The following is a 25,026-nucleotide window of genomic DNA, read 5'->3' as shown; positions in this document are numbered from 1 at the left end:
GTCCTCTTGCGACCGGCCCTCGCGACCGGAGTCCTCGGTAAATTCAGCGGATCAGGCGCTCCAGCAAGCGCCGGGTGGCAAAGCCGTCCGGCACCTCGCCGATGGAGGCCTGATACTCACGCAGGCCACGCCGGGTGTTGGGACCCAGGATGCCGTCGGGCGTGCCCACCTCGAAGCCGCGTGCATTGAGGGCGTGCTGCATCTCGCGCACCTGGGCCCGTGCCAGCGGCTGCTCGTCACGGGGCCAGCCGCCGACGACTCCGTCGCGCCCCGCGATCTCGTCGGCCAGGCTACCCACGGCCAGCGCATAGCTGGTGGCGTTGTTGTAGCGCAGGATGGCCCGGAAGTTGGGACCCACCAGGAAGGCTGGCCCGTTCGCCCCGGCGGGAACGATCACCGCCGCCTCGTCATAGGCGGGCAAGGCTCCATCGCCCACGGCACGGACGCCCTGTGCGGACCAGGCGGCAGACGAGCGGCGGTTGGAAAGCTCGGTCTGGGCATAGTCGAACCCCTCCGGCAGGGTCACCTCGACGCCCCAGGGCTCCCCCTCGCGCCAGCCGGCACGCGCCAGATAGTGGGCGGTGGAGGCCATGACGTCGGGGATGCTGCCCCAGATGTCGCGGCGGCCGTCGCCGTCACCGTCCTTGGCGTAGGCCTCGAAACTGGAGGGGATGAACTGGGTATGGCCCATGGCGCCGGCCCAGGAGCCGAGCATGCGCTCGGGGGCGATATCCCCGGCCTCGATGATGCGCAGGGCGGCGAGCAGCTCGCCCCGGGCGAAGTCGCGGCGCCGCCCGTCGTAGGCCAGCGTCGCCAGCGCCTCGAGGGTCGAGAAGTCGCCGAAGTTGCCGCCGTAGTTGCTCTCGATGCCCCAGATCGCCACGACCACCTCCGCCGGCATCCCGTAGCGCTGCTCCATGCGGCGCGCGGTGTCGCGGTGCTCGGCCAGGCGGGCCCGCCCGGTGGTGACACGCTGGGCGGAGACGGCGCTGTCCAGGTACTGCCAGATGGGGCGCACGAACTCCGGCTGGGAACGGTCCAGCTCGATCACCCGGGGGCGATAGCGCACACCGTCCAGGGCGAGGGCCAGGGTCGCCGGCGAGATCCCCTCGCCCCGTGCCTCCCCACGGAAGCGGGCCAGCCAGGCGGAAAAATTCTCGGTGGCACCAGGTTCCCGGGCATCGGAAGTGCCGGAAGAGGTCTGGACAGCCGTCTCGCCGGGGGTAGCGGACGACTGCTCGGCGGCACTCGCCTCACGGGCCGGGCCGCTCTGGCAGCCGGCCAGCAGGGCTAACGTCAGGCAGCAGGTCAGGGTCATCCGTTGCATGGTGGCAGGCACTCCTTGGCGTTATGGCAACAGGCAACGATCATCGCTCAGTTGGTGCGCCGCGGGAAGTCCGTTCAGTATCCGGAGAGGCGCCAGATCACCGCTGCGAGGCAGACAAGCACCACCACGCTGAGCAGGTTGCGCAGGGACTGGAACCAGGTAGGCAGCGTTTCGCGGCTGTCGCGCCCCAGCTCATGCAGGCGCACCAGCACGAAACCACTGGCCAGCACCCAGGCGCCACTCAGCGGATGCAGCAGCAGTGCCGGCCAGGCGATCAGGCTCGGGGCCATGCTCAGCAGCAGGCGTGCACGAAAGGCGGCACTGCCGGCCGACTCCAGCGACATGGCAACGCCCCACTGGATGCCGCCCAGAAACGAGAGGATCACGGCGGCATAGGCGAGGAATGCCTTGATGGCCACCACCTGCCAGGCCACCGGCGCCAGCCAGGCCGCCGCAGCAGTGAACAGGAAGGGCAAGAGGCCGGCCAGACCAAGCAGCAGCGGCAGGCGAGAGAGGCGGCCGTCGGCATCGATGGCGAGTCCGGGAAGGGGCATGCAGGGCTCCTCAGGGATCGACGGGCGGCACCTTGCCGCCCGGGGACGGGGGAAAGCGTTGAACATCGGCACACCGGAGCCGGTGGGGCTGGGCCACCGGCTGCGAGGCCAGCGAGGGTTGCCAGCGGGCCACATAGTCACCCTCGGGGTCGTAACGACGGGCCTGCCAGGGGATATCGAAGCGATGCCCGCGGCGATCCCGCCCCACACCGGCCACGTAACGCCAGTTGCCCCAGTTGCTGGCGGCATCGTAATCGACCAGGCAGCGCTCGAACCAGGCCGCACCGAGGCGCCAATCACCACCCAGCTCGAAGATCAGGAAACTCGCCGCATTCTGACGCGCCCGATTGGAGAGCCAGCCGGTGGCAAACAGTTCGCGCATGGCGGAATCGATCAGCGGCACCCCTGTCCGACCCCGACACCAGTGAAGGAAGGCGTCGTCAACCGGCGGCAGCCGCTGGCGGCCATACAGTGCCGCCCCCTCCTGGCGCGCTGCCCAATGAAAGTAGTCGCGCCACAGCAGTTCGACGATCACCCACTCGCTGGAGTCACTCGCCCCATGGGTCGCCTGCCAGGCGCGTACCGCATCGTGCACCTGACGCGCCGAGAGACAGCCGTGGGCCAGCCAGGGCGCGAGGCGGGTGGAGAAGTCAGAGCCCATCAAGGCGTTGCGTGTCTGCTTGTAGCTGGCCACGGCGCCACTCTGCCAGAGGTAGTGGTCGAGCCGCGCCAGCCCGGCCGCCTCGCCTCCGGCGAAGCAAAAGTCGCCGCGCGCATCGGCCGTCCAGTCGGCGGCGGCAGGTGATATCCGATGCAGCGCCGGCAGCCCTCGCGGCGCGTCTTCAGGCCAGGGCGGCAGGGTCACCGGCGCCGGCCAGGACGCCGGCAGCGTGGCGTCGCGTGTCACACGGCGACGGAAGGCCGAGAAACTCGGCGGTAGCGAGGCCAGGGGCAGCGGCAAGTCATCCTCATCGAGGAGGGTGCCGGAATCGGGCTGCCACAGCTCGACCCCTGACCCCAGGCGCTCGGCCAGGCGCGCCACCGCGCGGCCCTCCTCCCAGCCGGCGTCGCGACGCACGCGAAGCTGGTCGATGGCGTGACGCTCGACCAGAGCGGCGACCTCCGCCACCGGGTCCCCGACAAGCACCAGCAGGTCGCTGCCGCGACCCAGCAGTTCGCCGCGCAGGGCGATCAGACTCTCCCACAGGAAGCGCAGCCGCGCGGCGCCGATGCGGGGCCCCAGGCCGGCGCAATCCTCGAGCCAGGCGTCGTCCAGCACGTAGACGCAGAGCAGCGATTCGGCGGGCGAGGCGAAGCGCACCAGGGGATTGTCGGCCAGACGCAGGTCACCACGCAGCCATGCCAGCACACGCCTCACGATGCGCAACTCCGGCGACGCACCTCGCGCCGGCAACGCGCGCTGCAGTGACGGACCTCCTCCCAGCAGCGCGCCCACTTGCGGCGCCAGGCGAAGGGCCGGCCGCATCCGGTGCAGGTCTTGTGTGGCAGATATGGCTTGCAGTGCATGACAGAACCCCAGGCATGGACATGACAGGATGATAGTACAGGTTCTGTACAATTTATACTCCCGATACCGCCCGCTGCGCGATACCGGTCACGCCAGGCAAGGAGCATCGGGAGCCGTTACAGGAAGGGCCACCCGAAGGTGGCCCCGCACGGCAGACAGTGGTCGGGAAGCGCTCAGGAAGCGTCGCTCTCCCCGGGCTCGCGGCGCGCGTTGGACTCGGTCTCCAGGCCGCTCTTGAGCTCGTGGGTCAGGGGGTCATAGTTGGGCCTGAGCTCATCCTTCAGCGTACCCTCCCACAGCCGGGAGCCGACGAAGTAGCCGGCACGGCCGATCACGTGGGCGGCTACGGGTGCCGTCATCATGATGAAAAGGATCACGCCGAAGGCCCGCGCTACCACCGCCACCTGGGCGAAGTGGATGGCCACCGCCAGCATGATCAGGGTCGCACCCAGGGTCGCCGCCTTGGTGGTGGCGTGCATGCGGGTCAGCAGGTCGGGCAGGCGCACCAGGCCCAGCGCCGCCAGCAGCATGAACAGCGCCCCGATCAGGATCAGCCCCTCCTTGAGTATCTCAGTCATCCCGGGGCCCTCCCCGCTCCAGGAAACGCGCGAAGCCGATGGCGGCCATGAAGGCCATCAGTGCCATGACGATGGCCACGTCGAGCAGACTCGCCACGTCGGTGGCGATGGCCACCACCCCGATGATACCGACCAGGATCGACGAGAAGAGCTCCAGGGCCACCACGCGGTCGGGCAGGCTCGGGCCACGAAACAGGCGCACGAAGGTCAGGCACAGCGCCAGCGCCATCAGCACCAGACTCAGCAGGATCAGGGGCGACATCGGCGTTCTCCTCCACGACTCGGCAAGAGCATCAATGGAACAGCTCCAGGGCGCGGCGCTCCATCTCTGCCAGGTTGCGGCGCAGCGCCGCCTCGTCGTCCAGGAACATGGCATGGATATAGAGCACCCGGCGATCGTCGGAGACATCCAGGCTCAGGGTGCCCGGAGTCAGCGAGATCAGGTTGGCAACGAAGGCGATCTCGAACTCGCTGCGCGCCTGGAGCGGCATGGCAATCACCCCGGGTTTCATGTACCAGGGCGGGGTGACGATATCGAAGGCCACCTTGAGGTTGGCCATGACCAGCTCCTTGAGGAAGAAGCCGATGAAACGCACCAGCCGCGGCAGGCGCTGTGCATAGCCGGCAAGCGCCGGCACCTGGGGCTGGATCAGCGCCAGCACCAGGTAGCCGAAGACCAGCCCGGCGAGCAGGTTGAGGCCGCTGAAGTCGCCGGTGAGAACCACCCAGGCGCCCCCCAGCAGCAGGTTCCACGCCGCACCGATCATGGCAGCACCTCCGCGCCCTCGCCCAGCACCGCGCGGATGTAAGCATCGGGGTCGAGCAGCTGAGCGGCCGAGGCCTCGGCCAGGGCATGGATCGGTGCCGGATAGAGACCGATGAACAGGGTGCACAGCCCCAGGCCCACCACCGGGGCGGCCATCAGCCACAGCTCGCGCTGGCGCACCTCGGGATAGGGGGCAACATCACCCTCGGGCGGCGTCGACTTCCAGAACACTTCGGACCAGATCTTGATCATCGAATAGAGGGTCAGCAACCCCACCAGCAGGGCGATGGCGGTGACCCCGTAGGCCTCGGCCTCGATGCCGGCACGGATCACGATGAACTTGGCCAGGAACCCCGAGAGCGGCGGGATACCGGCCAGCGACAGGGCCGGAATCAGGAACAGCACGGCCAGCCACGGATGACTGCGGTAGAAGCCGCCCAGGCGCTTGAGCTGGTAGCTGCCGCCCAGCCGGTGGACGATGCCGCTGACCAGGAAGAGGTTCGCCTTCACGATGATGTGATGCATGATGTAGAAGACCCCGCCGACGATCGCCAACGGCGTGAACAGCGCCAGGCCGAGGATCATGTAGCCGATCTGGCTGACGATATGGAACGACAGGATGCGCCGGAACTCGAACTGGGCCGCCGCACCCAGCACCCCGGAGAGCATGGTCAGCCCCGCCCCCCACAGCAGGATCTCGTGGGTGTAGCCCGGGCTGTGGTGAAAGATCAGCGTAAACACCCGGAACAGCGCATAGACCCCCACCTTGGTGAGCAGCCCCGCGAACAGCGCCGACACCGCCACCGGCGGGGTGTGGTAGGAGGCCGGCAGCCAGAAGAACAGCGGGAAAGCCGCCGCCTTGATGCCGAAGGCGACCATGAACATCATCGCCAGGGCATCGACCATACCCTGCTCCTCCACCGCCGCCAGACGCCTGGCGATATCGGCCATGTTGAGGGTGCCGACCATACCGTAGAGCAGCCCCACGGCGATCAGGAAGATCACCGAGGAGAGCAGGTTCAGGGTCACGTACTTGATCGCCCCCTCCATCTGCGCCTTCTCGCTGCCGAGTATCAGCAGCGCGAAGGAGGCCACCAGCATCACCTCGAACCACACGTAAAGATTGAAGATGTCGCCGGTGAGGAAGGCGCCGGCCACCCCGGCCAGCAGCAGATGCATCAGCGGAAAGTAACCGTAGGCCTCGTGGCCACGGCCGGCGGTGGCCAGGGAGTAGATCGCCACGGCCAAACCGATGATGCCTGTGAGCACCACCATGATGGCGCCCAGCAGGTCGGCCACCAGGCTGATGCCGAAGGGCGCGGCCCAGTTGCCCATGTGCATCACCAGGATGCCCTCGCGGTTCACCGAAGCGAGCAGCCACAGGGCGGTGATCAGCAGCCCGGCGGTGCCACCCACGGCGACCAGCCGCTGCATCAGGCGCGAGCGCCAGAACACCAGCGACACGGCCCCCGACATCAGCGGGATCAGGATGGGCAGCGCGATCTCGGGATTCACGTGTCGGTATCCTTCATCTTGTCCAGGTCATCGGCACGCACGATCTCCCAGGCCCGGCGAACCAGCACCACGGCGAACGACAGCACCCCGAAGGCGATGACGATGGCGGTAAGCACCAGTGCCTGGGGCAGCGGATCGGCGATTGCCCCCTCGGGCGCGGTGAACCCCTCCGGCACCAGCGGCGGCGCCCCGCGGGTCATGCCGGCGGTGGAGAAGATCAGCAGGTTGGCGGCATTGGAGAGCAGCATCAGCCCGATCACCAGCTTGACGATGGAGCGGCGCAGCATCATGTAGATGGCAGCGGCAAACAGGATGCCGATGGCGACGGCCATCAAGGGTTCCATGGGACCTCCTCAGCGTTCGTCGTCTGCCTGGTCGGTCTTGACCAGAGCGGTGATGGCGGTGAGCACGGAACCCAGCACCACCAGATAGACGCCAATGTCGAAGATCAGCGGCGTCGAGGCCTTGAAGTCGATGACCGGGATGGTCCACCACTGGGCGGTGAAGAAGGGCTCGCCGTACCACCAGGCGGGCAGCGTCGAGACCACCCCCAGCAGCAGCCCCATCCCTACCAGGTCGCGGGGCGAGACCTTGAGCATCGCCCCCAGGGCACGCCGCCCGTAGGCGAACAGGTAGAGCGCGAAGGCCCCCGCCGCCACCAGCCCGGCGATGAAGCCACCACCCGGCTCGTCGTGGCCACGCAACAGCAGGAACAGCGAGAACATCAGCTGCAGCGGCAACAGCAGCCGCGCCGCCACATTGAGAATCAGCGTGCCCGATCTAACCATCGTCGCCCCTCCGTGTCCGCGAGGCACTCCTCGCCTCATACTCCTCGGCGTGGAAGCGCAGCATGGCGTAGACACCGATGGCCGCCAGCGCCAGCACGAACATCTCGCCCAGGGTGTCCAGGGCGCGGAAGTCCACCAGGATGACGTTGACGATATTGTGGCCATGGCCCAGCGGCTGGCTGTTCTCCACCATGTAGTCGGAGATGCGCGGCAGGCGCTCGCCGGAGAGCACCGCCAGCATCAACAGGGTGATCAGGCCGCCGGAGAGCCCCGCCACCACCAGGTCACGCAATCGCTCGACGGGGGTGGAGAGGGTGGCGAAGCGCGGCAGGCGGAACAGCACCAGCACCAGCAGGATCACCGTCAGGGTCTCCACCAGCAGCTGGGTGATGGCCAGATCCGGGGCACTGAACAGCACGAAGGTCAGGGCGATGGAGTAACCCATCACCCCCACCGCGGCGACGGCCGCCAGGCGCGAGCGCATCACGCAGGCGGCGACCGCCCCGGCGACCATCAGCCCCGCCACCATCGCCTCGTGGAGATAGAGATCCAGCGCGAAGGAGAGTGTCGGCGTGTGGCGCACCAGCAGGGCATGGCCCACCAGGCCCAGCAGCACCAGCAGGGTCATCACCAGGTAGTTGCGCATATAGCCGTTCTGCAGGAAGCGGGTCTGCCACTCGGCGATACGCACCATGCCCGCCATCAGGGCCTCATAGCCGGCCTCGGGGCCGCGGGCCATCAGCGGCTCCAGGCGCGCCAGCCGCGAACGCAGGCGATCCCAGTGGCGGAACACCAGCACCCCCAGCCCCAGGCTGGCAAGCGACAGCACAAGCGGCAGGTTGAGGCCGTGCCACAGCGCCAGGTGTACATCGACCTGCCCTGCTCCGATGCCCGCGACGGTGGCACTCACCAGGGCATCGAGGAGCCCCGGCGCCAGGCCGAACGCAAGCGACAGGGCGGCCAGCAGAGCGGGCCCCACGAGCAGGCCGCCGGGGGGCTCGTGGGGCGTATGCGGCGTCTCCCTCAACGGGCCGAAGAAGGGCCGAATGGCGACGATCGCCGCCACCGCCAGGGTCAGGAAGGCGGCGAGGAAGGCCAGCGGCAGGATCACTCCCCGGTAGTCCGACGCGCCCAGCACCGACTCCAGCATCAGCTCCTTGCCGACGAAGCCGAGCAGCGGCGGCAGCCCGGCGAGCGACAGCGCCGCCACCGCCGCCACCAGGGCGGTGCGCGGCATGGCGCGGCGCAACCCGCCCATGGCGGTGACATCCTTGGTGCCGGTCTCGTGGTCGAGGATGCCGGCCACCATGAACAGCGCCCCCTTGTAGAGGGAGTGGCCGAGCAGGAAGACCACGAAGGCGGTGAGCGCGGCCTCGGTGCCGATACCCAGCAGCATCGTCAGGGTGCCCAGCGCCATCACCGTGGAGTAGGCCAGCAGTTTCTTGACGTTGGTGTGCTGGATCGCCAGGAAGGCGCCGGTGGCCATGGTCAGCGCCCCCACCAGCGACAGCGTGACCACCCAGGGCTCGGTGCCGCCCAGCGCCGGATGAAGCCGTGCCAGCAGATAGATGCCCGCCTTGACCATGGTCGCCGAGTGCAGGTAGGCCGAGACCGGGGTCGGCGCCGCCATGGCATTGGGTAGCCAGAAATGAAAGGGGAACTGGGCCGACTTGGTGAAGGCGCCGATCAGCACGCAGATCAGCAGCGGCGTATAGAGCGCATGCGCCTTGAGCTGATCTCCCCGGGCGTTGAGTTCGGCCAGCGACCAGCTGTCGCCGGCCAGGGCCAGCATGACGAAGCCGGCAAGCAGCGCCAGTCCGCCCCCCACGGTGACGAAGAGCCCCTGCTGGGCCGACTTGCGAGCGGCGAGGTCGGTGTGGTTGAAGCCGATCAGCAGGTAGGAGGTGATGCTGGTCAGCTCCCAGAACACGAACAGGGCGACCAGGTTGTCGGCCAGCACCAGGCCGAGCATCGACATCATGAAGGCGGTGATCACCACCAGGAAGCGCGGCAGGTCACGGTGGCCGCGCAGGTACTCCCCGGCGTAGATCAGCACCAGGGTACCGATCACCGAGATCAGCATGGCAAACAGCCAGGCCAGGCCGTCGATCATGAAGGTGAGGGTGAGGTCGAGGCCCGGCACCCAGGCCCACTCGAGCCACAGCGTCTCGCCGGCGGCGATTATTGGCCACTGGCCGATCAGCCAGGCGGCAATGGCCGCGGGCAGCAGCGCCATTACTCGCGCGGTGCCTGGCCCGAACCAGCGGTGCAGCAGCGGCGCCATGGCGGCTACCACGAACCCTCCCAGCACAGCGAGCTGCATCCGGCGCTCTCCCGTCGGTCGATCGGATCACCTTATCCACACAAGGTGTTGAAACACAAGGGTAGAGCGTGAAACAGCGCTTTGCGTTAGGATAAACAGCATACCGCCGTGGACGGGCCAGCGCCCCAGGGACGGGATGCGACCCGGTGTCGCTTGCATCCTCCGGCCCAGCAGGCATCCTGCGCCCTCCCCTTACTTCTCACTCGCAGGATGAGCGACCGATGACACTGATGTGGATAGCCTTGCTGCCGCTGGCGGGCATGCTGGTGCCGATGGTCACTGCCGGCCGCGGACGCCGCGCCTGCTCACTGGCCACCGCCGTACTCCCGGCCCTGGCCCTGCTGCTGATGCTGGCACAGCTGCCGGCCCTCTCGGCCGGCGAGGCGCTGCGCGTCTCCGTGACCTGGATACCCAGCCTGGGCCTCGACCTGGCCTTCCGTCTGGATGGCCTGTCGCTGCTCTTCAACCTGCTGATCATGGGCATCGGCCTGCTGATCCTGCTCTATGCGCACTACTACCTGTCGCCGGAGGAGCCTTACGGGCGTTTCTACGCCTACCTGATCCTGTTCATGGCCTCCATGGTCGGTATCGTGATGGCCGACAACCTGATCCTGCTGTGGCTCTACTGGGAGCTGACCAGCCTCTCCTCCTTCCTGCTGATCGGCTTCTGGTCCCACCGCAGCGACGCCCGCAAGGGCGCGCGCATGGCGCTCACCGTGACCGGCGCCGGCGGCCTGGCCCTGCTCGCCGGCCTGCTGCTGCTGGGCGACATGGTGGGCAGCTACGCCATGGACGACGTCCTGGCCGGCGGCGAGGCGATACTGGCCGACCCGCGTTACCCGATCATGCTGGCGCTGGTGCTGCTGGGGGCCTTCACCAAGTCGGCCCAGTTCCCCTTCCAGTTCTGGTTGCCCCATGCCATGGCGGCCCCTACCCCGGTCTCCGCCTACCTGCACTCGGCGACCATGGTCAAGGCGGGCATCTTCCTGATGGCACGCCTGCATCCGGCCATCGCCGGCAGCGACCTGTGGTCCGCGGTGGTCTCCCTAGTGGGCATGGCCACCATGCTCTACGGCGCCTGGTTCGCCCTGGTCAAGACCGACCTCAAGGGCATCCTGGCCTTCTCCACGGTCAGCCACCTGGGCCTGATCACGGTGCTGCTGGGCATCGGCAGCCCCATGGCGGTACTCGCGGCGCTGTTCCATATCCTCAACCATGCCACCTTCAAGGCGGCGCTGTTCATGAGCGCCGGGATCATCGATCACGAGACCGGCACCCGTGAGCTCGGCCGCCTGGGCGGCCTGAAGAGGGCCATGCCGGTCACCGCGCTGCTGACCAGCGTGGCGGGGGCAGCCATGGCCGGGGTACCGCTGCTCAACGGTTTCATCTCCAAGGAGATGTTCTTCACCGAGACCGTGGAGACGCCGGTGCTGGCGGGCCTGAGCTGGGTACTGCCGGTGCTGGCGACGATCGGCGGCATCCTCTCGGTGGCCTACTCCCTGCGCCTGGTGCACGCGGTCTTCTTCAAGCCCGCCAAGCAGGGGCCACCGAAGGCGCCCCACGAGCCGCCGTGGCTGATGCGCGCGCCGGTGGAGCTGCTGGTGGCGCTCTGCGTGATCGTGGGCCTGGCACCGGTGCTCGCCGAAGGACTGCTGGGCCTGGCCGTGGAGGCCGTACTGGGTGAACCCCTGGCTTTCCACCTGGCCATCTGGCACGGCCTGAACCTGCCGCTGGCGATGAGTGCTATCGCCATCATCGCCGGGGTCGCCGCCTACTGGCGACACGCCGACCTGCGCCACTTCCACCGCGGCTTCGGCCCGGTGGATGCCCGCCTGGTGTTCGAGGCGGCGCTGCAGCGCCTGGGGCGCTGGTCCGAGCGGAGCCTGGGCCGCTTCGACGGCGGCTCCCTGCAGCGCTACATGACCTGGCTGCTGTTCGCCTCGCTGCTGATGGGTGGGCTGGGCCTGGCGCGCATGAGCGGGCTGACCGGCGCGCTCGGCAACCAGCCCGTCGACGGCGTGGTGCTGCTGGGCGCCGCCCTGCTGGTGTTCGGCGGCATCGCCACCGCGGTCACCCACCGCTTCCGCCTGATCTCGCTGATCATGCTCTCGGTGGTGGGCCTGGTGGTCTCGCTGACCTTCGCCCGCTTCTCGGCCCCGGACCTGGCGCTGACCCAGCTCTCGGTCGAGGTGGTGACCATGATCCTGCTGATGCTGGCGCTGTTCTTCCTGCCCCAGAAGACTCCCACCGAGTCCTCCAACCGGCGCAACCTGCGCGACGTGGTGCTGGCCGGGGCCCTGGGGCTGGTGGTGGCGAGCCTCAACTATGCGGTACTGACCCGCGACACCACCCCCATCTCCGGCTTCTTCCTGGAGAACAGCGTGCCCGGTGGCGGCGGCCACAACGTGGTCAACGTGATCCTGGTGGATTTCCGCGGCTTCGATACCCTGGGCGAGATCACCGTGCTGGCCCTGGCCGGCCTGGCGATCTTCAAGCTGCTCAACCGGCTGCGGGTGTTCATGCCCCACAGCGACGGTGAGGGCCGCGTGTGGTCGCCGGACCGCTACCCGGCGATACTGACTTCCATCTCCATGGCGCTGCTGCCGCTGGCGCTGCTGGTCTCCGCCTTCATCTTCCTGCGCGGCCATAACGAGCCCGGTGGCGGCTTTATCGCCGGCCTGGTCACCGCGGTAGCGCTGATCCTGCTCTACATGGCTCGCGGGGTGGAGTGGGCCCAGCAGCGACTCGACTTCCCCTACCAGCCGGTGGCAGTGGCCGGGGTGGGCATCGCCACCCTGACCGGCCTGGGCAGCTGGCTGTTCGGCTATCCGTTCCTGACCTCCTCGTTCGGCTACTTCTCGCTGCCGCTGGTGGGCAAGTTCGAGCTGGCCACGGCCATGCTCTTCGACCTGGGGGTCTACCTGGCGGTGGTCGGCGCCACCCTGATGATCCTGGCCAACCTGGGCAAGGTGACCACGCCGCACCGCCCGGCCAAGGAGCCCAGCACCGCAAGCGCACCGTCTCCCGACAGTTCCAAGGAGTCCTCCTGATGGAAAGCCTCTACGCCATCACCACCGGTGTTCTCACCGCCTGCGGGCTCTACCTGATCCTGCGCTCGCGAACCTTCCCCGTCGTGGTGGGCCTGACCCTGCTCTCCTACGCGGTGAACCTGTTCCTATTCTCCATGGGCGGCCTGACCACCGATGGTGCCGCACTGGTCGACGGGGCAGGCGACTACGCCGACCCGCTGCCCCAGGCACTAGTGCTGACCGCCATCGTCATCGGCTTCGCCATGACCGCCTTCGTGGTGATACTAGCCATGCGCGCGCGCAGCGAGGCGGGCAACGACCATGTCGACGGCCGCAAGCATGAAGCCGGGGAGGGACGTCGATGAGCTCCCACCTGATCGTGCTGCCGGTGGTGCTGCCGCTGGTGGCAGGCATCCTGCTGCTCTTCCAGCGTCAGGGCAGCGTCCGCGTCAAGCGCCTGATCGGCACCGGCGCCACCCTCGCCCTGCTGCTGGTGGGCATCGCCCTGGTGGCTCGCGCCGCCGGCGGCGAGGTAACCTACTACGCCCTGGGGGACTGGCAGCCCCCCTTCGGTATCGTACTGGTGCTCGACCGACTCTCGGCACTCATGGTGCTGCTCACTGCAGTGCTGGCGGTGGGCGCCGTGGTGTTCGCCTGCGCCGGCGATGACGAGCGCGGCAGCAACTTTCACGGCCTCTTCCAGTGGCAGCTGATGGGCATCAACGGGGCCTTCCTGACCGGCGATCTGTTCAACCTGTTCGTGTTCTTCGAGGTCCTGCTGCTCGCCTCCTATGCCCTGCTGCTGCACGGTGGCGGCAAGGAGCGGATCATGTCCGGGGTTCACTACGTGGTGCTCAACCTGGCCGGGTCATCGCTGTTCCTGATCGCGGTGGGCATCCTCTACGGCGCCACCGGCACCCTCAACATGGCCGACATGGCCACCCGACTGGCCACGCTTCCCGCCGAGCGCGAGGGGCTGGTGGTGGCCGGCGGGCTGATGCTGCTGGTGGTGTTTGGCCTCAAGGCCGCCATCCTGCCGCTCTACTTCTGGCTGCCCAAGGCCTATGCAGCGGCTCCGGCGCCGGTGGCGGCACTGTTCGCGATCATGACCAAGGTAGGTATCTACGCCATCCTGCGGGTCTACTCGCTGGTCTTCGGCGAGGCCGCCGGGCCGCTGGCCAATCTGGAACAGGCGTGGGTATGGTGGCTATCACTGGGCACCCTGGTGGCGGCCGCGATCGGCGTCCTGGCCGCCCGGGACCTGCGCCTGCTGGTGGCTTACCTGGTGCTGGTCTCGGTGGGCACCCTGTTGGCGGGGATCGGAATCGGCACCCCGGCGGCGGTCTCTGCCCTGCTCTACTACCTGATCCACACTACCCTGATCACCGGCGGGCTGTTCCTGCTCGCCGAGATGATCGGCGCCCAGCGCGGCCAGGCCGGCACCCGGCTGGTCAAGGGCCGCCCGCTGCGCCAGGGGGGTTGGCTGGCCGTGCTGTTCTTCGCCGGTGCCATCGCCGTGGCGGGCATGCCACCGCTCTCCGGTGCCATCGGCAAGGCGCTGCTGCTGGCTGCCGCCGAGGGTGCGGAGCGCGCCTGGCTGTGGCCGATCCTGCTGCTCTCGGGGCTCGCCGCCATCATTGCCCTCTCCCGGGCCGGCTCGACGCTATTCTGGCGCAGCACCGGCGAGGCCGACGGCCAGCGCCTGGCGCATCGCCAGTGGTTCGGCGTCGCCTGGCTGATCGGCGTCGCCCCGCTGCTGGTGGTCCTGGCTGGGCCGCTGGTCGACTACACCGACGCCACGGCCGAGCAGCTGGCGAATCCCGAATCGCTGACCCGGACGCTGTTGAACACCGAGGGAGACGCCCCATGATCACGCCTCGTGCCTGGTTGCCCACCCCGCTGCTGTCAATCCTGTTGCTGATCGTCTGGCTGCTGATGGTGCGCAGCATCGCCTTCGGCCACCTCCTGCTGGGCGGCGTCCTGGCGGTAGTGATCCCGCTGGTGACCCACCGCTTCTGGGACGCCCAGCCCCATGTGAAGAAGCCGGGTCTGCTGCTGCGCTTTGCGCTGCGCGTACTCGGCGATATCGTGATCGCCAACGTCCAGGTGGCCTGGCTGATCATCAACCCCTGGCGGCGCCTGCGGCCCCACTTCGTGGAGTACCCGCTGATGCTGGAGGACCGCTTCACCGTTACCCTGCTGGCCAACACCATCAGCCTGACGCCCGGCACGGTGTCGGCCAACCTGCGCCTGGATGGCAAGTCGCTGCTGATCCACGCCCTGGACGTGGAGGATGATGACGCACTGATCGAGACCATTCGCGAGCGTTACGAACGGCCACTGAAGGAGATCTACGAATGCTAGAGGTCGCTCTCTTTACCTGCCTGGCCCTGGTGGTGGCGGCGCTGGCGCTGAACGTCTATCGGCTGACCATCGGCCCGGACATGCCCGACCGCCTGCTGGCGCTGGATACCATGTACATCAACTCCATCGCGCTGATCGTGCTGCTGGGGCTGTGGCTCAACACCAAGACCTACTTCGAGTCGGCGCTGCTGATCGCCATGCTCGGCTTCATCAGTACCGTGGCGGTGTGCAAGTACCTGCTGCGTGGCGACATCATCGAATAGGAGGCGTCATGACCCTGCATCTGATTATCGAGGGAGTCACCTCCCTGCTGCTGGTGGCCGGCGGCGCCTTCGTGTTCATCGGCTCACTGGGCATGGCCCACCTGCGCGACTTCTACATGCGCCTGCACGGCCCCACCAAGGCCACCACCCTGGGGATCGGCTGCATACTGGTCGGCTCGATGCTCTACTTCTGGGGCACCGAGGGCAAGCCCGACATCCAGGAGATGCTGATCACCCTGTTCCTGTTCATCACCGCCCCGGTCAGCGCCCACCTGCTGGCCAAGACCGGCCTGCACCTGAAGCTCAAGCATGCGGACAAGACCATCGGCACCCCCGTGGAACTACGCCCCGAGGAGGTCGGCGAGAAGCCGGTACCCCACCCCGACCGCGGCCACGGCTGAGCGCATCGGGCCCGCCAATGGCGGGCCCGATGCGTTCTGTGTTGCGGCTGCGACGACTACACCCAGCCACCCAGCTCGTTATGGATGATGGCGAGCAGCGCGGCGACATGATCCTCGCGGTCGTTGAGACAGGGCACGTAGGTGAAGGTCTCGCCGCCCGCCTCGAGGAAGGCGTCGCGAATCTCCTCCTGGATCTCCTCCAGGGTCTCCACGCAGTCGGCCGAGAAGGCCGGCGAGACCACGGCGATATGCTTCCTGCCCTGGCGCGCCAGTTCGGCGACATGCTCCACGGTGGCCGGCCCCACCCACTCCTCGGGACCGAACTGGGACTGGAAGGCGGTCTGGATCTTGTCCTTTTCCCAGCCCAGGGCCTCGCGCAGCAGTCGCGTGGTCTTCTGGCACTGGCAGTGGTAGGGGTCGCCTTCCATAAGGAAGCGCTTGGGCACGCCATGATAGGAGGCCACCAGCACCTCCGGCGGCGTCTCGGCGGCGTCATACGCCTCACGTACCGAGTTGGCCAGGGCCTCGACATAGCGGGGATGCTCGAAATAGGCCGGCACCGTGCGAATCGCCGGCTGCCACTTGAGCTTCATCAGGGTTCGGAAGGCATGATCGTTGGCGGTGGCGGTGGTGGGCGAGGCGTACTGGGGGTAGAGCGGGAAGAACAGGATACGCTCGCAGCCCGCCGCCTGAAGGCGCTTTAGCACGCTGTCGGTAGAGGGATTGCCGTAGCGCATGGCGAAGTCGACCATCACCTGATCGCCGTAGCGCTCCTCGAGCCCCTCGGCCACCTTGCGGGTCTGATTCCGGGTGATGGTCAACAGCGGACTCTCGTCCTTCTCGGTGTTCCAGATGCCACGGTAGGCCTCGCCGGACTTGAAGGGCCGCCGCGAAAGGATGATCAGCTGCAGCAGCGGTTGCCACTTCCAGCTCGGATAGTCCACCACCCGCTTGTCGGAGAGGAACTCACTCAGGTAGCGGCGCATGGACCAGTAGTCGGTGGCGTCCGGGGTGCCCAGATTGACCAGCACCACGCCGACCCGGGCGCGCGGAATCGGCGGATGGTCATCCGGCGCATGGGCCAGGCGGCCGCTGCCGGGGTGGTCCATGCCGGAATTGGCCGAATCCGGGGTCGCGGTGGTCATGGGCTGGCTCCTTGGTCGATACGTGCGGTTGTTGAAAACGGGGCTAGTGTATCAGGACCCTCGCGACGACGGCGATCGGGTTGTACTATCAAATGGATTTGTACAATTCGAGGTCAAGCCATGTCCCGCCCCCTGGTACTGGTGCTCGGCGACCAGCTCACCCCGACGCTCGCCAGCCTGCGCGACCCACCCGACGGTGCCGTGGTGGCGCTCTGCGAGGTGGCCGCCGAAGGCACCTATGTGCCCCACCACCCACAGAAGATCGCACTGATCCTGGCCGCCATGCGCCACTTCGCCGCCGAACTTCGCGACAGGGGCTTCCGGGTGCACTACAGCGCCCTGGACGATGCCGACAACGCCCAGGGGCTGATCCAGGAGGCGGAGCGGCTGGCAGCCCTCTACGGCTGCGACGAGATCCAGGTCATGCGTCCCGGGGAGTGGCGGCTGTGGCAGGCGATGCACGAGCGTGTGCGCGCCGCCCTGCCCTGGCGCCTGCTCGAGGATGACCGCTTCTATACCACTCCGGACGACTTCGCCGCCTGGGCGCGCGGCCGAAAGTCGCTGCGCCTGGAGTACTTCTACCGGGAGCAGCGACGGCGAACGGGCCTCCTGATGGAGGATGACCAGCCCGCCGGCGGGCAGTGGAACTTCGACCACGACAACCGCGAGCCGCTGCCGGAGTCACTCACGGCCCCGGAACCCCCGCACCACCGTCGGGACGCCGTCACCGAGGAGGTCCTGGCGCTGGTGGCGGAGCACTTCGGCGACCACTTCGGCAGCCTCGAGGGCTTCCACTGGCCGGTGACGCGGCGCCAGGCGCTGGTCGACCTGCGCCATTTCATCCAGCACCTGCTCCCCGAGTTCGGTCGCTACCAGGACGCCATCAGCGACGTCGAGCCCTTCCTGTTCCACTCGCGGCTCGCGGCGGCACTCAACCTGGGGCTGCTGTCGCCTCGCGAGGTGTGCGAGGCGGCGGAGCGGGAGTATCTCGAGGGGCACGCCCCGCTGAACTCGGTGGAGGGCTTTATACGCCAGATCCTGGGCTGGAGGGAGTATGTGCGCGGCCTCTACTGGACACGCATGCCCGATTACAAGACGGGCAACGCCCTGGGGGCCGAGGGCGACCTGCCGGCCTGCTACTGGAGCGGCGACACCGAGCTGCGCTGCCTTGCGCGCGCCATCGAGATGACCCGCGACAACGCCTATGCTCACCATATCCAGCGGCTGATGGTGACCGGCAACATCGCACTGCTGTGTGATGTATCGCCGGAGGCGCTCTGCGACTGGTACCTGGCGGTCTACGCCGATGCCTGCGAGTGGGTGGAGCTGCCCAATACCCTGGGGATGGTGCTGCATGCCGATGGCGGCCTGATGGGCTCCAAGCCCTACTGCGCCTCGGGCAAGTATATCGACCGCATGTCGGACCACTGTCGCCACTGCCGCTTCGACCCGAAGCGGGTCACCGGGGACGACGCCTGCCCGCTCAACAGCCTCTACTGGCGCTTCCTGGAGCGTCATGCCGAGACTCTCTCGGCCAACCCGCGCATGAAACTGATCTATGGCTCGCTGGCCAGGATGAGCGACGAGAAGCGTTCGGCCATGCGAGAGCAGGCGGAGGCCTTCCTGGCGGCGCTGCCGCGAAGCTCGGCCTGGCGCCAGGCGGGAGACGTTGAAGAGCGCCGCCGCCATCTCGCCGGTTACCGCACCACGCGCCAGGAGGAGACCCCATGAGCCGTCGCGATACCCTCGCCGCCACGCCGCCGGTCACCCTCTACCACGACGGCGACTGCCCGCTGTGCCAGCGTGAGGTGGCCTGGCTGGAACGACATCCACGACGGGCGCGTGTGGCACTGGTGGATATCCAGGCACCGGACTTCGACGCCACGGCGCAGGGCCGGACCTTCGAGGAAATGATGGGCCGGCTGCACCTGCAGGACGCCAGGGGCCACTGGTACATCGGCATGGACGCCAGCCGCGCGCTCTACGCGGTGCTGGGCTACCAGCGGCTGGTATGGCTGAGCACCCTGCCGGGACTGGCGGGGCTGATGGATGCGGGTTATCGCTGGTTTGCCCGCCGCCGGGTGCGCCTGGGACGCTGGCTGGAGAAGCGGCGGCGGTGAATCGTCTCGCCGGGAGGCGGTCTACGAGAAGGGGCCGGCCGAGAAACCGGAACGATGCTCAGAAGACCAGCGGCATGCGTGAAGTCAGCGGGTCCTGATAGTGGGTGGCGCGGCCGATCACCTCGTCGTGAGGCACCTGCTGCACCAGGTAAGCGCGGTGAATGCCGGCACGCTTGAGCTCCACATAGACGTCGTCCAGGGCGCGGAACAGCACCGGCTTGCCCTGACGGGTCAGCATGTGTCGCTGCCCCTCGATGTCCTCCAGCTCTACCTGATAGAAGCGACTGCCGGCATGGCCGATGACGCGAATCTCGTAGTTGTCATGATGGGCCGCGAAGGCCTTGAGGTCGTGAAAATCCATGGATCCCTCCAGGGTGTCTTATAGTTGCATGTCCTCACAGACTGGCGCCGGAGGATGACGCCAGGGTGACGGCTGCATGTCGAAAATGTGACTACGAGACCCCAGGAGAGTTCCACAAGCTATTGATAGTCGGAAGGATCGATCGCCTTGCCCAGGGAGTTCCGGTCGACCCACTTGCCGGCCTTGGTCTCCTTGTAGCGGAACACCACACGGTCACCCACCGCCACCGGCAGTTCAGCGTCCTCGGTCTGGTAGCTGTAGGTCTCACCCTCCACCATCAGCTGGTAGCGGTAGAGGTCGGGCATGCCCAGCCACTCCTTGAACGGGCCTTCACGCTCCACGGACTGGAGCTCGCCGCGCGCCTCCAGCTTGGGGGTGCGGCGTCGATTGCCGCGCTGAAATCCGCCTGCCATGCTGCCTCCTTCCTGTACTCGTTCGGGGGGTGGGCATTATACGGGCCCCTCGCCCCGGCTCAACCCGCGACGCCCGCGCTCACTCGCCGAAGCCATCTCCATAGCTGTCGGGCGCCAGGTCCTCGAAGCGGGTATAGCGACCGATGAAGGCCATATGCACCGTGCCGATGGGGCCGTTACGTTGCTTGCCGATGATCAGCTCGGCCAGCCCCTGATTGTCGGGGTTGTCGGGATTATAGACCTCGTCACGATAGACGAAGGCGATCACGTCGGCATCCTGCTCGATGGCGCCGGATTCGCGCAGGTCCGACATCACCGGCCGCTTGTTGGGTCGCTGCTCGAGGGAGCGGTTGAGCTGGGAGAGCGCCACCACCGGACAGCCGAACTCCTTGGCCAGCCCCTTGAGCGAGCGGGATATCTCGGATATCTCGCCGGTACGGTTCTCGGAGAAGCCGGGGATCTGCATCAGCTGCAGGTAGTCGATCATCACCAGGCCGACGTTGCCGTGCTCACGCACCAGGCGGCGGATCCGCGAGCGCATCTCGTTGGGCGACAGCGCGGCGGTATCATCGATGAACAGCTGCTTGTCCTTGAGCAGGTTCACTGCCGAGGTCAGCCGCGGCCAGTCCTCGTCCTCCAGCTGGCCGGTACGCACCCGCGTCTGGTCGATGCGCCCCAGCGACGAGAGCATGCGCAGCATCAGGGCATCGGCGGGCATCTCCATGGAGAACACCATCACCGGCTTCTCGCTGGAGATGACGGCATGTTCGACGATGTTCATCGCGAAGGTGGTCTTGCCCATCGAGGGCCTCCCGGCGATGATCACCAGGTCCGAGGGCTGCAGCCCCGAGGTCATCTCGTCCAGGTCGCGGAAGCCGGTGGAGAGGCCGGTCATCTCGCCCTTCATGTTGAACAGCTCGTCGATGCGGTCCACCGCCTTGGCGAGCAGCTCGCTCATGCCGATGGGGCCGCCCGACTTGGGGCGCTCCTCGCTGATCTGGAACACCAGCCGCTCGGCCTCGTCGACCAGCTCATCCGCCGGCCGCCCCTGGGGGCTGAAGGCACCATCGGCGATCTGGCTGGCGGCACGGATCAGCTTGCGCAGGGTCGCCCGCTCGCGAACGATATCGGCATAGGCGCGGATATTGCTCGCGGAGGGGGTATTGCGGGCCAGTTCGGCGAGGGTAGCCAGGCCGCCCACGGTGTCCAGCTGGTCACGCCCCTCCAGCGCCTCGGAGAGGGTCACCACGTCCAGCGGCCGCGCCGACTCGGCAAGCTCCGCCATGACGTTGAAGATCAGGCGGTGCTCGTAGCGATAGAAGTCGTCGGCCACCAGGCGGTCGGCGACGTTGTCCCAGGCCTGGTTGTCGAGCATCAGTCCGCCCAGCACCGACTGCTCCGCCTCCAGCGAGTGGGGCGGTACCTTGAGGGCGGCGGTTTCCTGGTCGTGCTCGAGCATCTCTGACATGGCGATGGTTCACCCTGGGCATTGCGGGGTCGCCATTCTACCCCAGACAGACACAATAAAAACGCGACGAGGGGCGCGAGGATCTCTCCCCGCGCCCCTCGTCAGGAGCGGCCGTCAGGACTTACTCGGCCACCACCACCACGCGCACGGTGGCTTCGACATCGGCGTGCAGACGCAGCGCAATGTCGTACTCGCCGGTGGCGCGGATCGGACCTTCCGGCATGCGCACTTCGCTCTTGGCCACATCGATGCCGGCCGAGGCGATGGCATCGGCCAGGTCGCGGGGCCCGATGGAGCCGAACAGCTTGCCCTCGTCGCCAGACTTGGCGACCAGGGAGAGCTCGATCTCGTTGAGCTGGGCGGCACGCGCCTCGGCCTCGGCCTTGCGCTCGGCAGCCTGGGCCTCGAGCTCGGCACGCTGGGCCTCGAAGGCCTCGATGTTGTCCTTGGTGGCCGGCACGGCGAGGCCGTAGGGCACCAGGTAGTTGCGGCCGTAACCGGGCTTGACGGTGACCTGGTCACCCAGGCCGCCCAGCTTGCCAATATTGTCGAGCAGAATGACTTCCATCTCGTAAACCTCTTGTCAGTTGCGGCTGGCCAGGCGCCCGCGAATGTTCGCGAAGGCGTCGATGAAGGCCAGCAGCAGCACGATCAGAATCATGGGCCAGGTGGTGATCAGCAGCAGGTAGAAGGCGACCAGCCACAGCCCGTTCATCCCTTTCAGTCCGATAAATCCATGCACCAGGGCGATGCCGGCGACCAGCAGCGGAACCCACAGCAGCATGCCCAGGCCCGGAAGCCCCAGCACGGCGCCGATCACCCCGAGCACCACCAGCACGGCGAGCTCACGCGGCGCCAGGCGCAGGGCGTGGAACTCCTCGCGGAAGCCCCCGGGGTTATAGAGTCCCGCCTGCCAGCTGCGCGCCAGGGCCAGACAGGCCACGGCGGCAATCAGCACGATAAGACCGGTGACTCCACCGATCAGCAATCCCGCCAGCTGCTCGGCATCGAGCCCCTGGCTGCCCAGCTCGGTGAGCAGGCGCTCCACCTCGGGAGAGGCCTGTCGCAGCTGGTCGAGCATCTCCCCGGTGCCCCCGGGGGGCAGGAAGATACCCAGCTGGATCATCACCGCGCCGGCCAGGGCGCCAACGATCAGCGCCTCGCTCCAGCGCAGGCGGGAGCGCAGCACCACCGCCATCAGGGTCACCAGCAGCACGCTGGAGAGCGGGATGACATCCCCCTGCATCCACCACCAGCCCGAAGGCACGGCGGCGGCCACGATCACCGGCAGTGCCGGGGAGAGTCCCCGACGCAGGGTGACCAGGGCCGCGATGGCGGCCCCCAGCCAGAACAGCCAGGGAATCAGGGTGGCCACGGCGGCCCCGCCGGAGGCGTAGGGCGTACCGCGCATCACCCAGCGGGCGATCGTCAGCATCTTGCCGCCGGCTTACTGGTGGCTATCGGAGTAGGGGAGCAGTGCCAGGTAGCGCGAGCGCTTGACGGCGGTAGCCAGCTGGCGCTGGTAGCGGGCCTTGGTACCGGTGATACGGCTGGGAACGATCTTGCCGGTCTCGGTGATGTAGGCCTTGAGGGTGTCCAGATCCTTGTAATCGATCTGCTTCACGCCCTCGGCGGTGAAACGGCAGAACTTGCGGCGACGGAAAAAGCGTGCCATGTGAAGACTCCTTCAGACGTGCGATGGGGGTGATCAGGCGGACTCGGCGCGGGGCTTCTCGTCGCGGGGCTTGTCTTCGCGACGGGTACGCTTCTCTTCCACCGGCTTCATCATCGGCGAGGCCTCGGTGATGGCTTCGTTGCAGCGCACCACCAGGCTGCGGATGATGGCGTCGTTGAAGCGGAAGATGTTCTCGATCTCGTCGAGGGTCTCGCCGCTGCACTCGACGTTCATCAGCACGTAGTGAGCCTTGTGGATCTTGTTGATCGGGTAGGCCAGGTGACGACGGCCCCAATCCTCCAGGCGATGCACGGTGCCGCCGTTCTCGGTGACGAGGCTGGTGTAGCGCTCGACCATGGCCGGAACCTGCTCGCTCTGGTCCGGATGGACCATGAACACGATTTCGTAATGACGCATGGGATCTCCTTGCGGTTTGGCAGCTTCCTCGGGAGGTCTCGGCGCTCCGGGGAAGCAAGGAGGTGATAGAAGAAACACGAATGCCCGCTCGATGGACGAACGGGCGCAAGCATTCTAAAGAATGGCCGCCGTACTGGCAAGGCGCGTTTCCTCGATCATGGCCTCGGGGGCGCGGCAGTACCGGACGGATATTTGACATAATAATCAAATATCCATATTTTGATAACGCATAGTTATGGATCACCCCGCTTTCCCCGTGGCCGACACGCCACATCCGCACTGATTCCGGGCGCGCCATGCCGCCTCTCCTCCGCTGTTGCCGGCCTGCATGGGCCCTGCCTCGGAATCGGCGCCATGACGCCATCAGCAAGCACTCCGCCCCGTCACTACGACAGGCGCACCCCCTCCCGGGCACGGATCACCACCCCGGGACCGAATCGCGGACCAGGCGTCCTGCCCCCTGACGGGCACCGGGCATCCATGCTTTCTGCCATCTCGATGCTCGACCCGGCCGCCGCTGTCGGCGGCGCCGTGGCGAGCCTCTCTCACGGAGCCATTCATGACAAAACGTGTTGCCATCATCGGTGCCGGCCCCAGCGGCCTGGCGCAACTGCGCGCCTTCCAGTCAGCCTTCGAGAAGGGGGCCGACCCCGTCGAACTGGTCTGCTTCGAGAAGCAGAGCGACTGGGGCGGCCAGTGGAACTACACCTGGCGCACCGGCCTCGATGCCAATGGCGAACCCGTCCACAGCAGCATGTACCGCTACCTGTGGTCCAACGGCCCCAAGGAGTGCCTGGAGTTCGCCGACTACAGCTTCGAGGAGCACTTCGGTAAGCCGATCGCCTCCTATCCGCCGCGTGCCGTGCTGTGGGACTACATCAAGGGGCGCGTCGAGAAGTCAGGCGTACGCGAGTACATCCGCTTCAACTGCCCCGTCCGTCATGTGGAATACCGGGAGAACGACGGGACCTTCCTGGTCACCGTGCATGACCATGAGCGCGACGTGGTCGAGAGCGAGATCTTCGACCATGTGGTGGTGGCCTCGGGCCACTTCTCCACGCCCAACGTGCCCGAGTTCGAGGGCTTCGAGGCCTTCAACGGCCGCATCCTGCATGCCCACGATTTCCGGGACGCCCTGGAGTTCCAGGGCAAGAACCTGCTGCTGGTGGGCAGCAGCTACTCCGCCGAGGACATCGGCTCGCAGTGCTACAAGTATGGCGCGCGCAGCATCACCACCAGCTACCGCACCCGTCCCATGGGCTTCGACTGGCCCGAGAACTGGGAGGAGAAGCCCCTGCTGCAACGGGTCGACGGCAACACCGCCTACTTCGCCGACGGCACCAGCAAGCAGGTCGATGCCATCATCCTGTGCACCGGCTACCTGCACCACTTCCCCTTCCTGCCGGACACCCTGCGTCTGCAGACCAACAATCGCCTGTGGCCGCTGGGGCTCTACCGCGGGGTCGTCTGGGAGGACAACCCCGGGCTCTTCTACCTGGGCATGCAGGATCAGTGGTACACCTTCAACATGTTCGACGCCCAGGCCTGGTATGTCCGCGACATCATCCTGGAGCGCATCGCCCTCCCCGACCGCGAGACCATGCAGGCTGACAGCCAGGCCTGGCGCGAGCGCGAGGAGGCGCTGGAAGACGATGAGCAGATGATCCGTTTCCAGGGCGACTATGTCGCCAGCCTGATCGATGCCACCGACTATCCGAGCTTCGACATCGAGGGGGTCAACCGGACCTTCCTCGAGTGGGAGCAGCACAAGCACACGGACATCATGACCTTCCGTGACAAGTCCTACTCCTCGCTGATGACCGGCACCCAGGCGCCGGCCCACCATACCCGCTGGCTGGATGCCATGGATGATTCGCTGGAGGCCTTCCTCGACGCCCCTGCCAGACGCCCGGCAGCCAAACCCGAGGAAGCCGGCAGCTGATCGTTCGCGCCGCGTAGAGACGACAACGCCTGCCGTATGGCAGGCGTTG

28 protein-coding genes are annotated in these 25,026 nt (G+C 67.2%); 9 read left to right on the top strand and 19 right to left on the bottom strand.

Features of this window, described 5'->3' with window-relative positions; all coding sequences use genetic code 11:
* Window positions 1–43: 43 nt before the first annotated feature.
* From GRB96_RS05955 to GRB96_RS05905, 11 genes are all read right to left on the bottom strand, one after another.
* On the bottom strand, window positions 44–1,327 hold the full coding sequence (locus GRB96_RS05955; protein ID WP_240894134.1) for a lytic murein transglycosylase: 1,284 nt from the start codon (window positions 1,325–1,327) through the stop codon (window positions 44–46).
* A gap of 74 nt (window positions 1,328–1,401) precedes the next feature.
* Window positions 1,402–1,881, bottom strand: a complete 480-nt coding sequence (locus GRB96_RS05950; protein ID WP_161431278.1) for a DUF3429 domain-containing protein — start codon at window positions 1,879–1,881, stop codon at window positions 1,402–1,404.
* A gap of 10 nt (window positions 1,882–1,891) precedes the next feature.
* Window positions 1,892–3,259, bottom strand: coding sequence for a DASH family cryptochrome (locus GRB96_RS05945; RefSeq protein WP_161431277.1), 1,368 nt, complete (start codon window positions 3,257–3,259; stop codon window positions 1,892–1,894).
* Window positions 3,256–3,408: a DUF2256 domain-containing protein gene (locus tag GRB96_RS05940; RefSeq protein ID WP_161431276.1), complete on the bottom strand. Its 153-nt coding sequence runs from the start codon at window positions 3,406–3,408 to the stop codon at window positions 3,256–3,258. Before GRB96_RS05940 ends, GRB96_RS05945 begins: the two co-directional genes overlap by 4 nt.
* 174 nt (window positions 3,409–3,582) lie before the next feature.
* The gene (gene mnhG, locus GRB96_RS05935) at window positions 3,583–3,987 is read right to left on the bottom strand and encodes a monovalent cation/H(+) antiporter subunit G (RefSeq protein ID WP_161431275.1); all 405 of its coding nucleotides are present in this window, start codon (window positions 3,985–3,987) and stop codon (window positions 3,583–3,585) included.
* Window positions 3,980–4,249, bottom strand: coding sequence for a monovalent cation/H+ antiporter complex subunit F (locus tag GRB96_RS05930; protein ID WP_161431274.1), 270 nt, complete (start codon window positions 4,247–4,249; stop codon window positions 3,980–3,982). The genes mnhG and GRB96_RS05930 overlap by 8 nt, the downstream gene beginning before the upstream one ends.
* A gap of 31 nt (window positions 4,250–4,280) precedes the next feature.
* Window positions 4,281–4,754: a Na+/H+ antiporter subunit E gene (locus tag GRB96_RS05925; protein WP_161431273.1), complete on the bottom strand. Its 474-nt coding sequence runs from the start codon at window positions 4,752–4,754 to the stop codon at window positions 4,281–4,283.
* Entirely contained in the window at window positions 4,751–6,268 is a 1,518-nt protein-coding gene (locus GRB96_RS05920; RefSeq protein WP_161431272.1) for a Na+/H+ antiporter subunit D, read from the bottom strand. The genes GRB96_RS05925 and GRB96_RS05920 overlap by 4 nt, the downstream gene beginning before the upstream one ends.
* A complete protein-coding gene (locus GRB96_RS05915; RefSeq protein ID WP_161431271.1) occupies window positions 6,265–6,612 on the bottom strand; it encodes a Na+/H+ antiporter subunit C in 348 nt (115 codons plus the stop codon). The genes GRB96_RS05920 and GRB96_RS05915 overlap by 4 nt, the downstream gene beginning before the upstream one ends.
* 9 nt (window positions 6,613–6,621) lie before the next feature.
* Window positions 6,622–7,056 carry a Na+/H+ antiporter subunit B gene (locus tag GRB96_RS05910; protein WP_161431270.1) on the bottom strand — a complete coding sequence of 145 codons (435 nt, stop codon included), beginning with the start codon at window positions 7,054–7,056 and terminating at the stop codon, window positions 6,622–6,624.
* Window positions 7,049–9,379 (bottom strand): putative monovalent cation/H+ antiporter subunit A, encoded by a 2,331-nt coding sequence (locus GRB96_RS05905; protein WP_161431269.1) that lies wholly within the window; start codon window positions 9,377–9,379, stop codon window positions 7,049–7,051. Before GRB96_RS05905 ends, GRB96_RS05910 begins: the two co-directional genes overlap by 8 nt.
* Before the next feature lie 221 nt (window positions 9,380–9,600).
* Between GRB96_RS05905 and GRB96_RS05900 the strand changes: the two genes are divergently transcribed.
* The 6 genes from GRB96_RS05900 to GRB96_RS05875 are packed head-to-tail and all read left to right on the top strand — an operon-like array spanning window position 9,601 to window position 15,436.
* Window positions 9,601–12,429 carry a monovalent cation/H+ antiporter subunit A gene (locus GRB96_RS05900; RefSeq protein WP_161431268.1) on the top strand — a complete coding sequence of 943 codons (2,829 nt, stop codon included), beginning with the start codon at window positions 9,601–9,603 and terminating at the stop codon, window positions 12,427–12,429.
* Complete coding sequence (locus GRB96_RS05895; protein WP_023006663.1) at window positions 12,429–12,773, top strand: Na+/H+ antiporter subunit C; 345 nt, start codon at window positions 12,429–12,431, stop codon at window positions 12,771–12,773. Before GRB96_RS05900 ends, GRB96_RS05895 begins: the two co-directional genes overlap by 1 nt.
* Complete coding sequence (locus GRB96_RS05890) at window positions 12,770–14,278, top strand: monovalent cation/H+ antiporter subunit D (RefSeq protein ID WP_161431267.1); 1,509 nt, start codon at window positions 12,770–12,772, stop codon at window positions 14,276–14,278. Before GRB96_RS05895 ends, GRB96_RS05890 begins: the two co-directional genes overlap by 4 nt.
* The gene (locus GRB96_RS05885) at window positions 14,275–14,772 is read left to right on the top strand and encodes a Na+/H+ antiporter subunit E (protein WP_161431266.1); all 498 of its coding nucleotides are present in this window, start codon (window positions 14,275–14,277) and stop codon (window positions 14,770–14,772) included. The genes GRB96_RS05890 and GRB96_RS05885 overlap by 4 nt, the downstream gene beginning before the upstream one ends.
* A complete protein-coding gene (locus GRB96_RS05880) occupies window positions 14,766–15,035 on the top strand; it encodes a K+/H+ antiporter subunit F (protein ID WP_023006660.1) in 270 nt (89 codons plus the stop codon). The genes GRB96_RS05885 and GRB96_RS05880 overlap by 7 nt, the downstream gene beginning before the upstream one ends.
* Before the next feature lie 8 nt (window positions 15,036–15,043).
* A complete protein-coding gene (locus tag GRB96_RS05875; protein WP_205743499.1) occupies window positions 15,044–15,436 on the top strand; it encodes a Na+/H+ antiporter subunit G in 393 nt (130 codons plus the stop codon).
* 56 nt (window positions 15,437–15,492) lie between these two features.
* Here GRB96_RS05875 and hemH read toward each other — a convergent pair whose 3' ends face one another.
* Complete coding sequence (hemH, locus tag GRB96_RS05870) at window positions 15,493–16,581, bottom strand: ferrochelatase (protein ID WP_240894133.1); 1,089 nt, start codon at window positions 16,579–16,581, stop codon at window positions 15,493–15,495.
* Between the two features lie 120 nt (window positions 16,582–16,701).
* Here hemH and GRB96_RS05865 point away from each other — a divergent pair, with 120 nt between their 5' ends.
* Window positions 16,702–18,312: a cryptochrome/photolyase family protein gene (locus GRB96_RS05865; protein ID WP_161431265.1), complete on the top strand. Its 1,611-nt coding sequence runs from the start codon at window positions 16,702–16,704 to the stop codon at window positions 18,310–18,312.
* Window positions 18,309–18,701 (top strand): thiol-disulfide oxidoreductase DCC family protein, encoded by a 393-nt coding sequence (locus tag GRB96_RS05860; protein ID WP_161431264.1) that lies wholly within the window; start codon window positions 18,309–18,311, stop codon window positions 18,699–18,701. Before GRB96_RS05865 ends, GRB96_RS05860 begins: the two co-directional genes overlap by 4 nt.
* Window positions 18,702–18,759: 58 nt before the next feature.
* Here GRB96_RS05860 and GRB96_RS05855 read toward each other — a convergent pair whose 3' ends face one another.
* The 7 genes from GRB96_RS05855 to rpsF form a co-directional block, all read right to left on the bottom strand.
* The gene (locus GRB96_RS05855; protein ID WP_161431263.1) at window positions 18,760–19,062 is read right to left on the bottom strand and encodes a DUF6482 family protein; all 303 of its coding nucleotides are present in this window, start codon (window positions 19,060–19,062) and stop codon (window positions 18,760–18,762) included.
* A gap of 119 nt (window positions 19,063–19,181) precedes the next feature.
* Window positions 19,182–19,475 (bottom strand): hypothetical protein, encoded by a 294-nt coding sequence (locus GRB96_RS05850; RefSeq protein WP_161431262.1) that lies wholly within the window; start codon window positions 19,473–19,475, stop codon window positions 19,182–19,184.
* A gap of 79 nt (window positions 19,476–19,554) precedes the next feature.
* A complete protein-coding gene (gene dnaB / locus GRB96_RS05845) occupies window positions 19,555–20,943 on the bottom strand; it encodes a replicative DNA helicase (RefSeq protein WP_161431261.1) in 1,389 nt (462 codons plus the stop codon).
* Window positions 20,944–21,064: 121 nt separating this feature from the next.
* A complete protein-coding gene (gene rplI / locus GRB96_RS05840; RefSeq protein ID WP_161431260.1) occupies window positions 21,065–21,511 on the bottom strand; it encodes a 50S ribosomal protein L9 in 447 nt (148 codons plus the stop codon).
* Between the two features lie 15 nt (window positions 21,512–21,526).
* Window positions 21,527–22,378, bottom strand: a complete 852-nt coding sequence (locus GRB96_RS05835; RefSeq protein ID WP_161431259.1) for a hypothetical protein — start codon at window positions 22,376–22,378, stop codon at window positions 21,527–21,529.
* Window positions 22,379–22,390: 12 nt separating this feature from the next.
* Window positions 22,391–22,618, bottom strand: a complete 228-nt coding sequence (gene rpsR / locus GRB96_RS05830; RefSeq protein ID WP_027960188.1) for a 30S ribosomal protein S18 — start codon at window positions 22,616–22,618, stop codon at window positions 22,391–22,393.
* A gap of 33 nt (window positions 22,619–22,651) precedes the next feature.
* Complete coding sequence (rpsF, locus tag GRB96_RS05825) at window positions 22,652–23,035, bottom strand: 30S ribosomal protein S6 (protein WP_161431258.1); 384 nt, start codon at window positions 23,033–23,035, stop codon at window positions 22,652–22,654.
* 559 nt (window positions 23,036–23,594) lie between these two features.
* Between rpsF and GRB96_RS05820 the strand changes: the two genes are divergently transcribed.
* Complete coding sequence (locus GRB96_RS05820; RefSeq protein ID WP_161431257.1) at window positions 23,595–24,977, top strand: NAD(P)-binding domain-containing protein; 1,383 nt, start codon at window positions 23,595–23,597, stop codon at window positions 24,975–24,977.
* Window positions 24,978–25,026: the final 49 nt, after the last annotated feature.

The organism is Halomonas alimentaria, from assembly GCF_009902005.1.
Lineage (GTDB): Bacteria > Pseudomonadota > Gammaproteobacteria > Pseudomonadales > Halomonadaceae > Halomonas > Halomonas alimentaria.
This window is presented reverse-complemented; position numbering and strand designations above follow the sequence as displayed.

Bases quoted from the DNA above. Each gene is read 5' to 3' on its own strand.
- GRB96_RS05955 (WP_240894134.1), bottom strand. From the start codon at position 1,327: ATGCAACGGATGACCCTGACCTGCTGCCTGACGTTAGCCCTGCTGGCC.
- GRB96_RS05950 (WP_161431278.1), bottom strand. From the start codon at position 1,881: ATGCCCCTTCCCGGACTCGCCATCGATGCCGACGGCCGCCTCTCTCGC.
- GRB96_RS05940 (WP_161431276.1), bottom strand. From the start codon at position 3,408: ATGCACTGCAAGCCATATCTGCCACACAAGACCTGCACCGGATGCGGC.
- mnhG (WP_161431275.1), bottom strand. From the start codon at position 3,987: ATGACTGAGATACTCAAGGAGGGGCTGATCCTGATCGGGGCGCTGTTC.
- GRB96_RS05930 (WP_161431274.1), bottom strand. From the start codon at position 4,249: ATGTCGCCCCTGATCCTGCTGAGTCTGGTGCTGATGGCGCTGGCGCTG.
- GRB96_RS05925 (WP_161431273.1), bottom strand. From the start codon at position 4,754: ATGATCGGTGCGGCGTGGAACCTGCTGCTGGGGGGCGCCTGGGTGGTT.
- GRB96_RS05915 (WP_161431271.1), bottom strand. From the start codon at position 6,612: ATGGAACCCTTGATGGCCGTCGCCATCGGCATCCTGTTTGCCGCTGCC.
- GRB96_RS05910 (WP_161431270.1), bottom strand. From the start codon at position 7,056: ATGGTTAGATCGGGCACGCTGATTCTCAATGTGGCGGCGCGGCTGCTG.
- GRB96_RS05905 (WP_161431269.1), bottom strand. From the start codon at position 9,379: ATGCAGCTCGCTGTGCTGGGAGGGTTCGTGGTAGCCGCCATGGCGCCG.
- GRB96_RS05900 (WP_161431268.1), top strand. From the start codon at position 9,601: ATGACACTGATGTGGATAGCCTTGCTGCCGCTGGCGGGCATGCTGGTG.
- GRB96_RS05895 (WP_023006663.1), top strand. From the start codon at position 12,429: ATGGAAAGCCTCTACGCCATCACCACCGGTGTTCTCACCGCCTGCGGG.
- GRB96_RS05890 (WP_161431267.1), top strand. From the start codon at position 12,770: ATGAGCTCCCACCTGATCGTGCTGCCGGTGGTGCTGCCGCTGGTGGCA.
- GRB96_RS05885 (WP_161431266.1), top strand. From the start codon at position 14,275: ATGATCACGCCTCGTGCCTGGTTGCCCACCCCGCTGCTGTCAATCCTG.
- GRB96_RS05880 (WP_023006660.1), top strand. From the start codon at position 14,766: ATGCTAGAGGTCGCTCTCTTTACCTGCCTGGCCCTGGTGGTGGCGGCG.
- GRB96_RS05875 (WP_205743499.1), top strand. From the start codon at position 15,044: ATGACCCTGCATCTGATTATCGAGGGAGTCACCTCCCTGCTGCTGGTG.
- hemH (WP_240894133.1), bottom strand. From the start codon at position 16,581: ATGACCACCGCGACCCCGGATTCGGCCAATTCCGGCATGGACCACCCC.
- GRB96_RS05865 (WP_161431265.1), top strand. From the start codon at position 16,702: ATGTCCCGCCCCCTGGTACTGGTGCTCGGCGACCAGCTCACCCCGACG.
- GRB96_RS05860 (WP_161431264.1), top strand. From the start codon at position 18,309: ATGAGCCGTCGCGATACCCTCGCCGCCACGCCGCCGGTCACCCTCTAC.
- GRB96_RS05855 (WP_161431263.1), bottom strand. From the start codon at position 19,062: ATGGATTTTCACGACCTCAAGGCCTTCGCGGCCCATCATGACAACTAC.
- GRB96_RS05850 (WP_161431262.1), bottom strand. From the start codon at position 19,475: ATGGCAGGCGGATTTCAGCGCGGCAATCGACGCCGCACCCCCAAGCTG.
- dnaB (WP_161431261.1), bottom strand. From the start codon at position 20,943: ATGTCAGAGATGCTCGAGCACGACCAGGAAACCGCCGCCCTCAAGGTA.
- rplI (WP_161431260.1), bottom strand. From the start codon at position 21,511: ATGGAAGTCATTCTGCTCGACAATATTGGCAAGCTGGGCGGCCTGGGT.
- GRB96_RS05835 (WP_161431259.1), bottom strand. From the start codon at position 22,378: ATGCTGACGATCGCCCGCTGGGTGATGCGCGGTACGCCCTACGCCTCC.
- rpsR (WP_027960188.1), bottom strand. From the start codon at position 22,618: ATGGCACGCTTTTTCCGTCGCCGCAAGTTCTGCCGTTTCACCGCCGAG.
- rpsF (WP_161431258.1), bottom strand. From the start codon at position 23,035: ATGCGTCATTACGAAATCGTGTTCATGGTCCATCCGGACCAGAGCGAG.
- GRB96_RS05820 (WP_161431257.1), top strand. From the start codon at position 23,595: ATGACAAAACGTGTTGCCATCATCGGTGCCGGCCCCAGCGGCCTGGCG.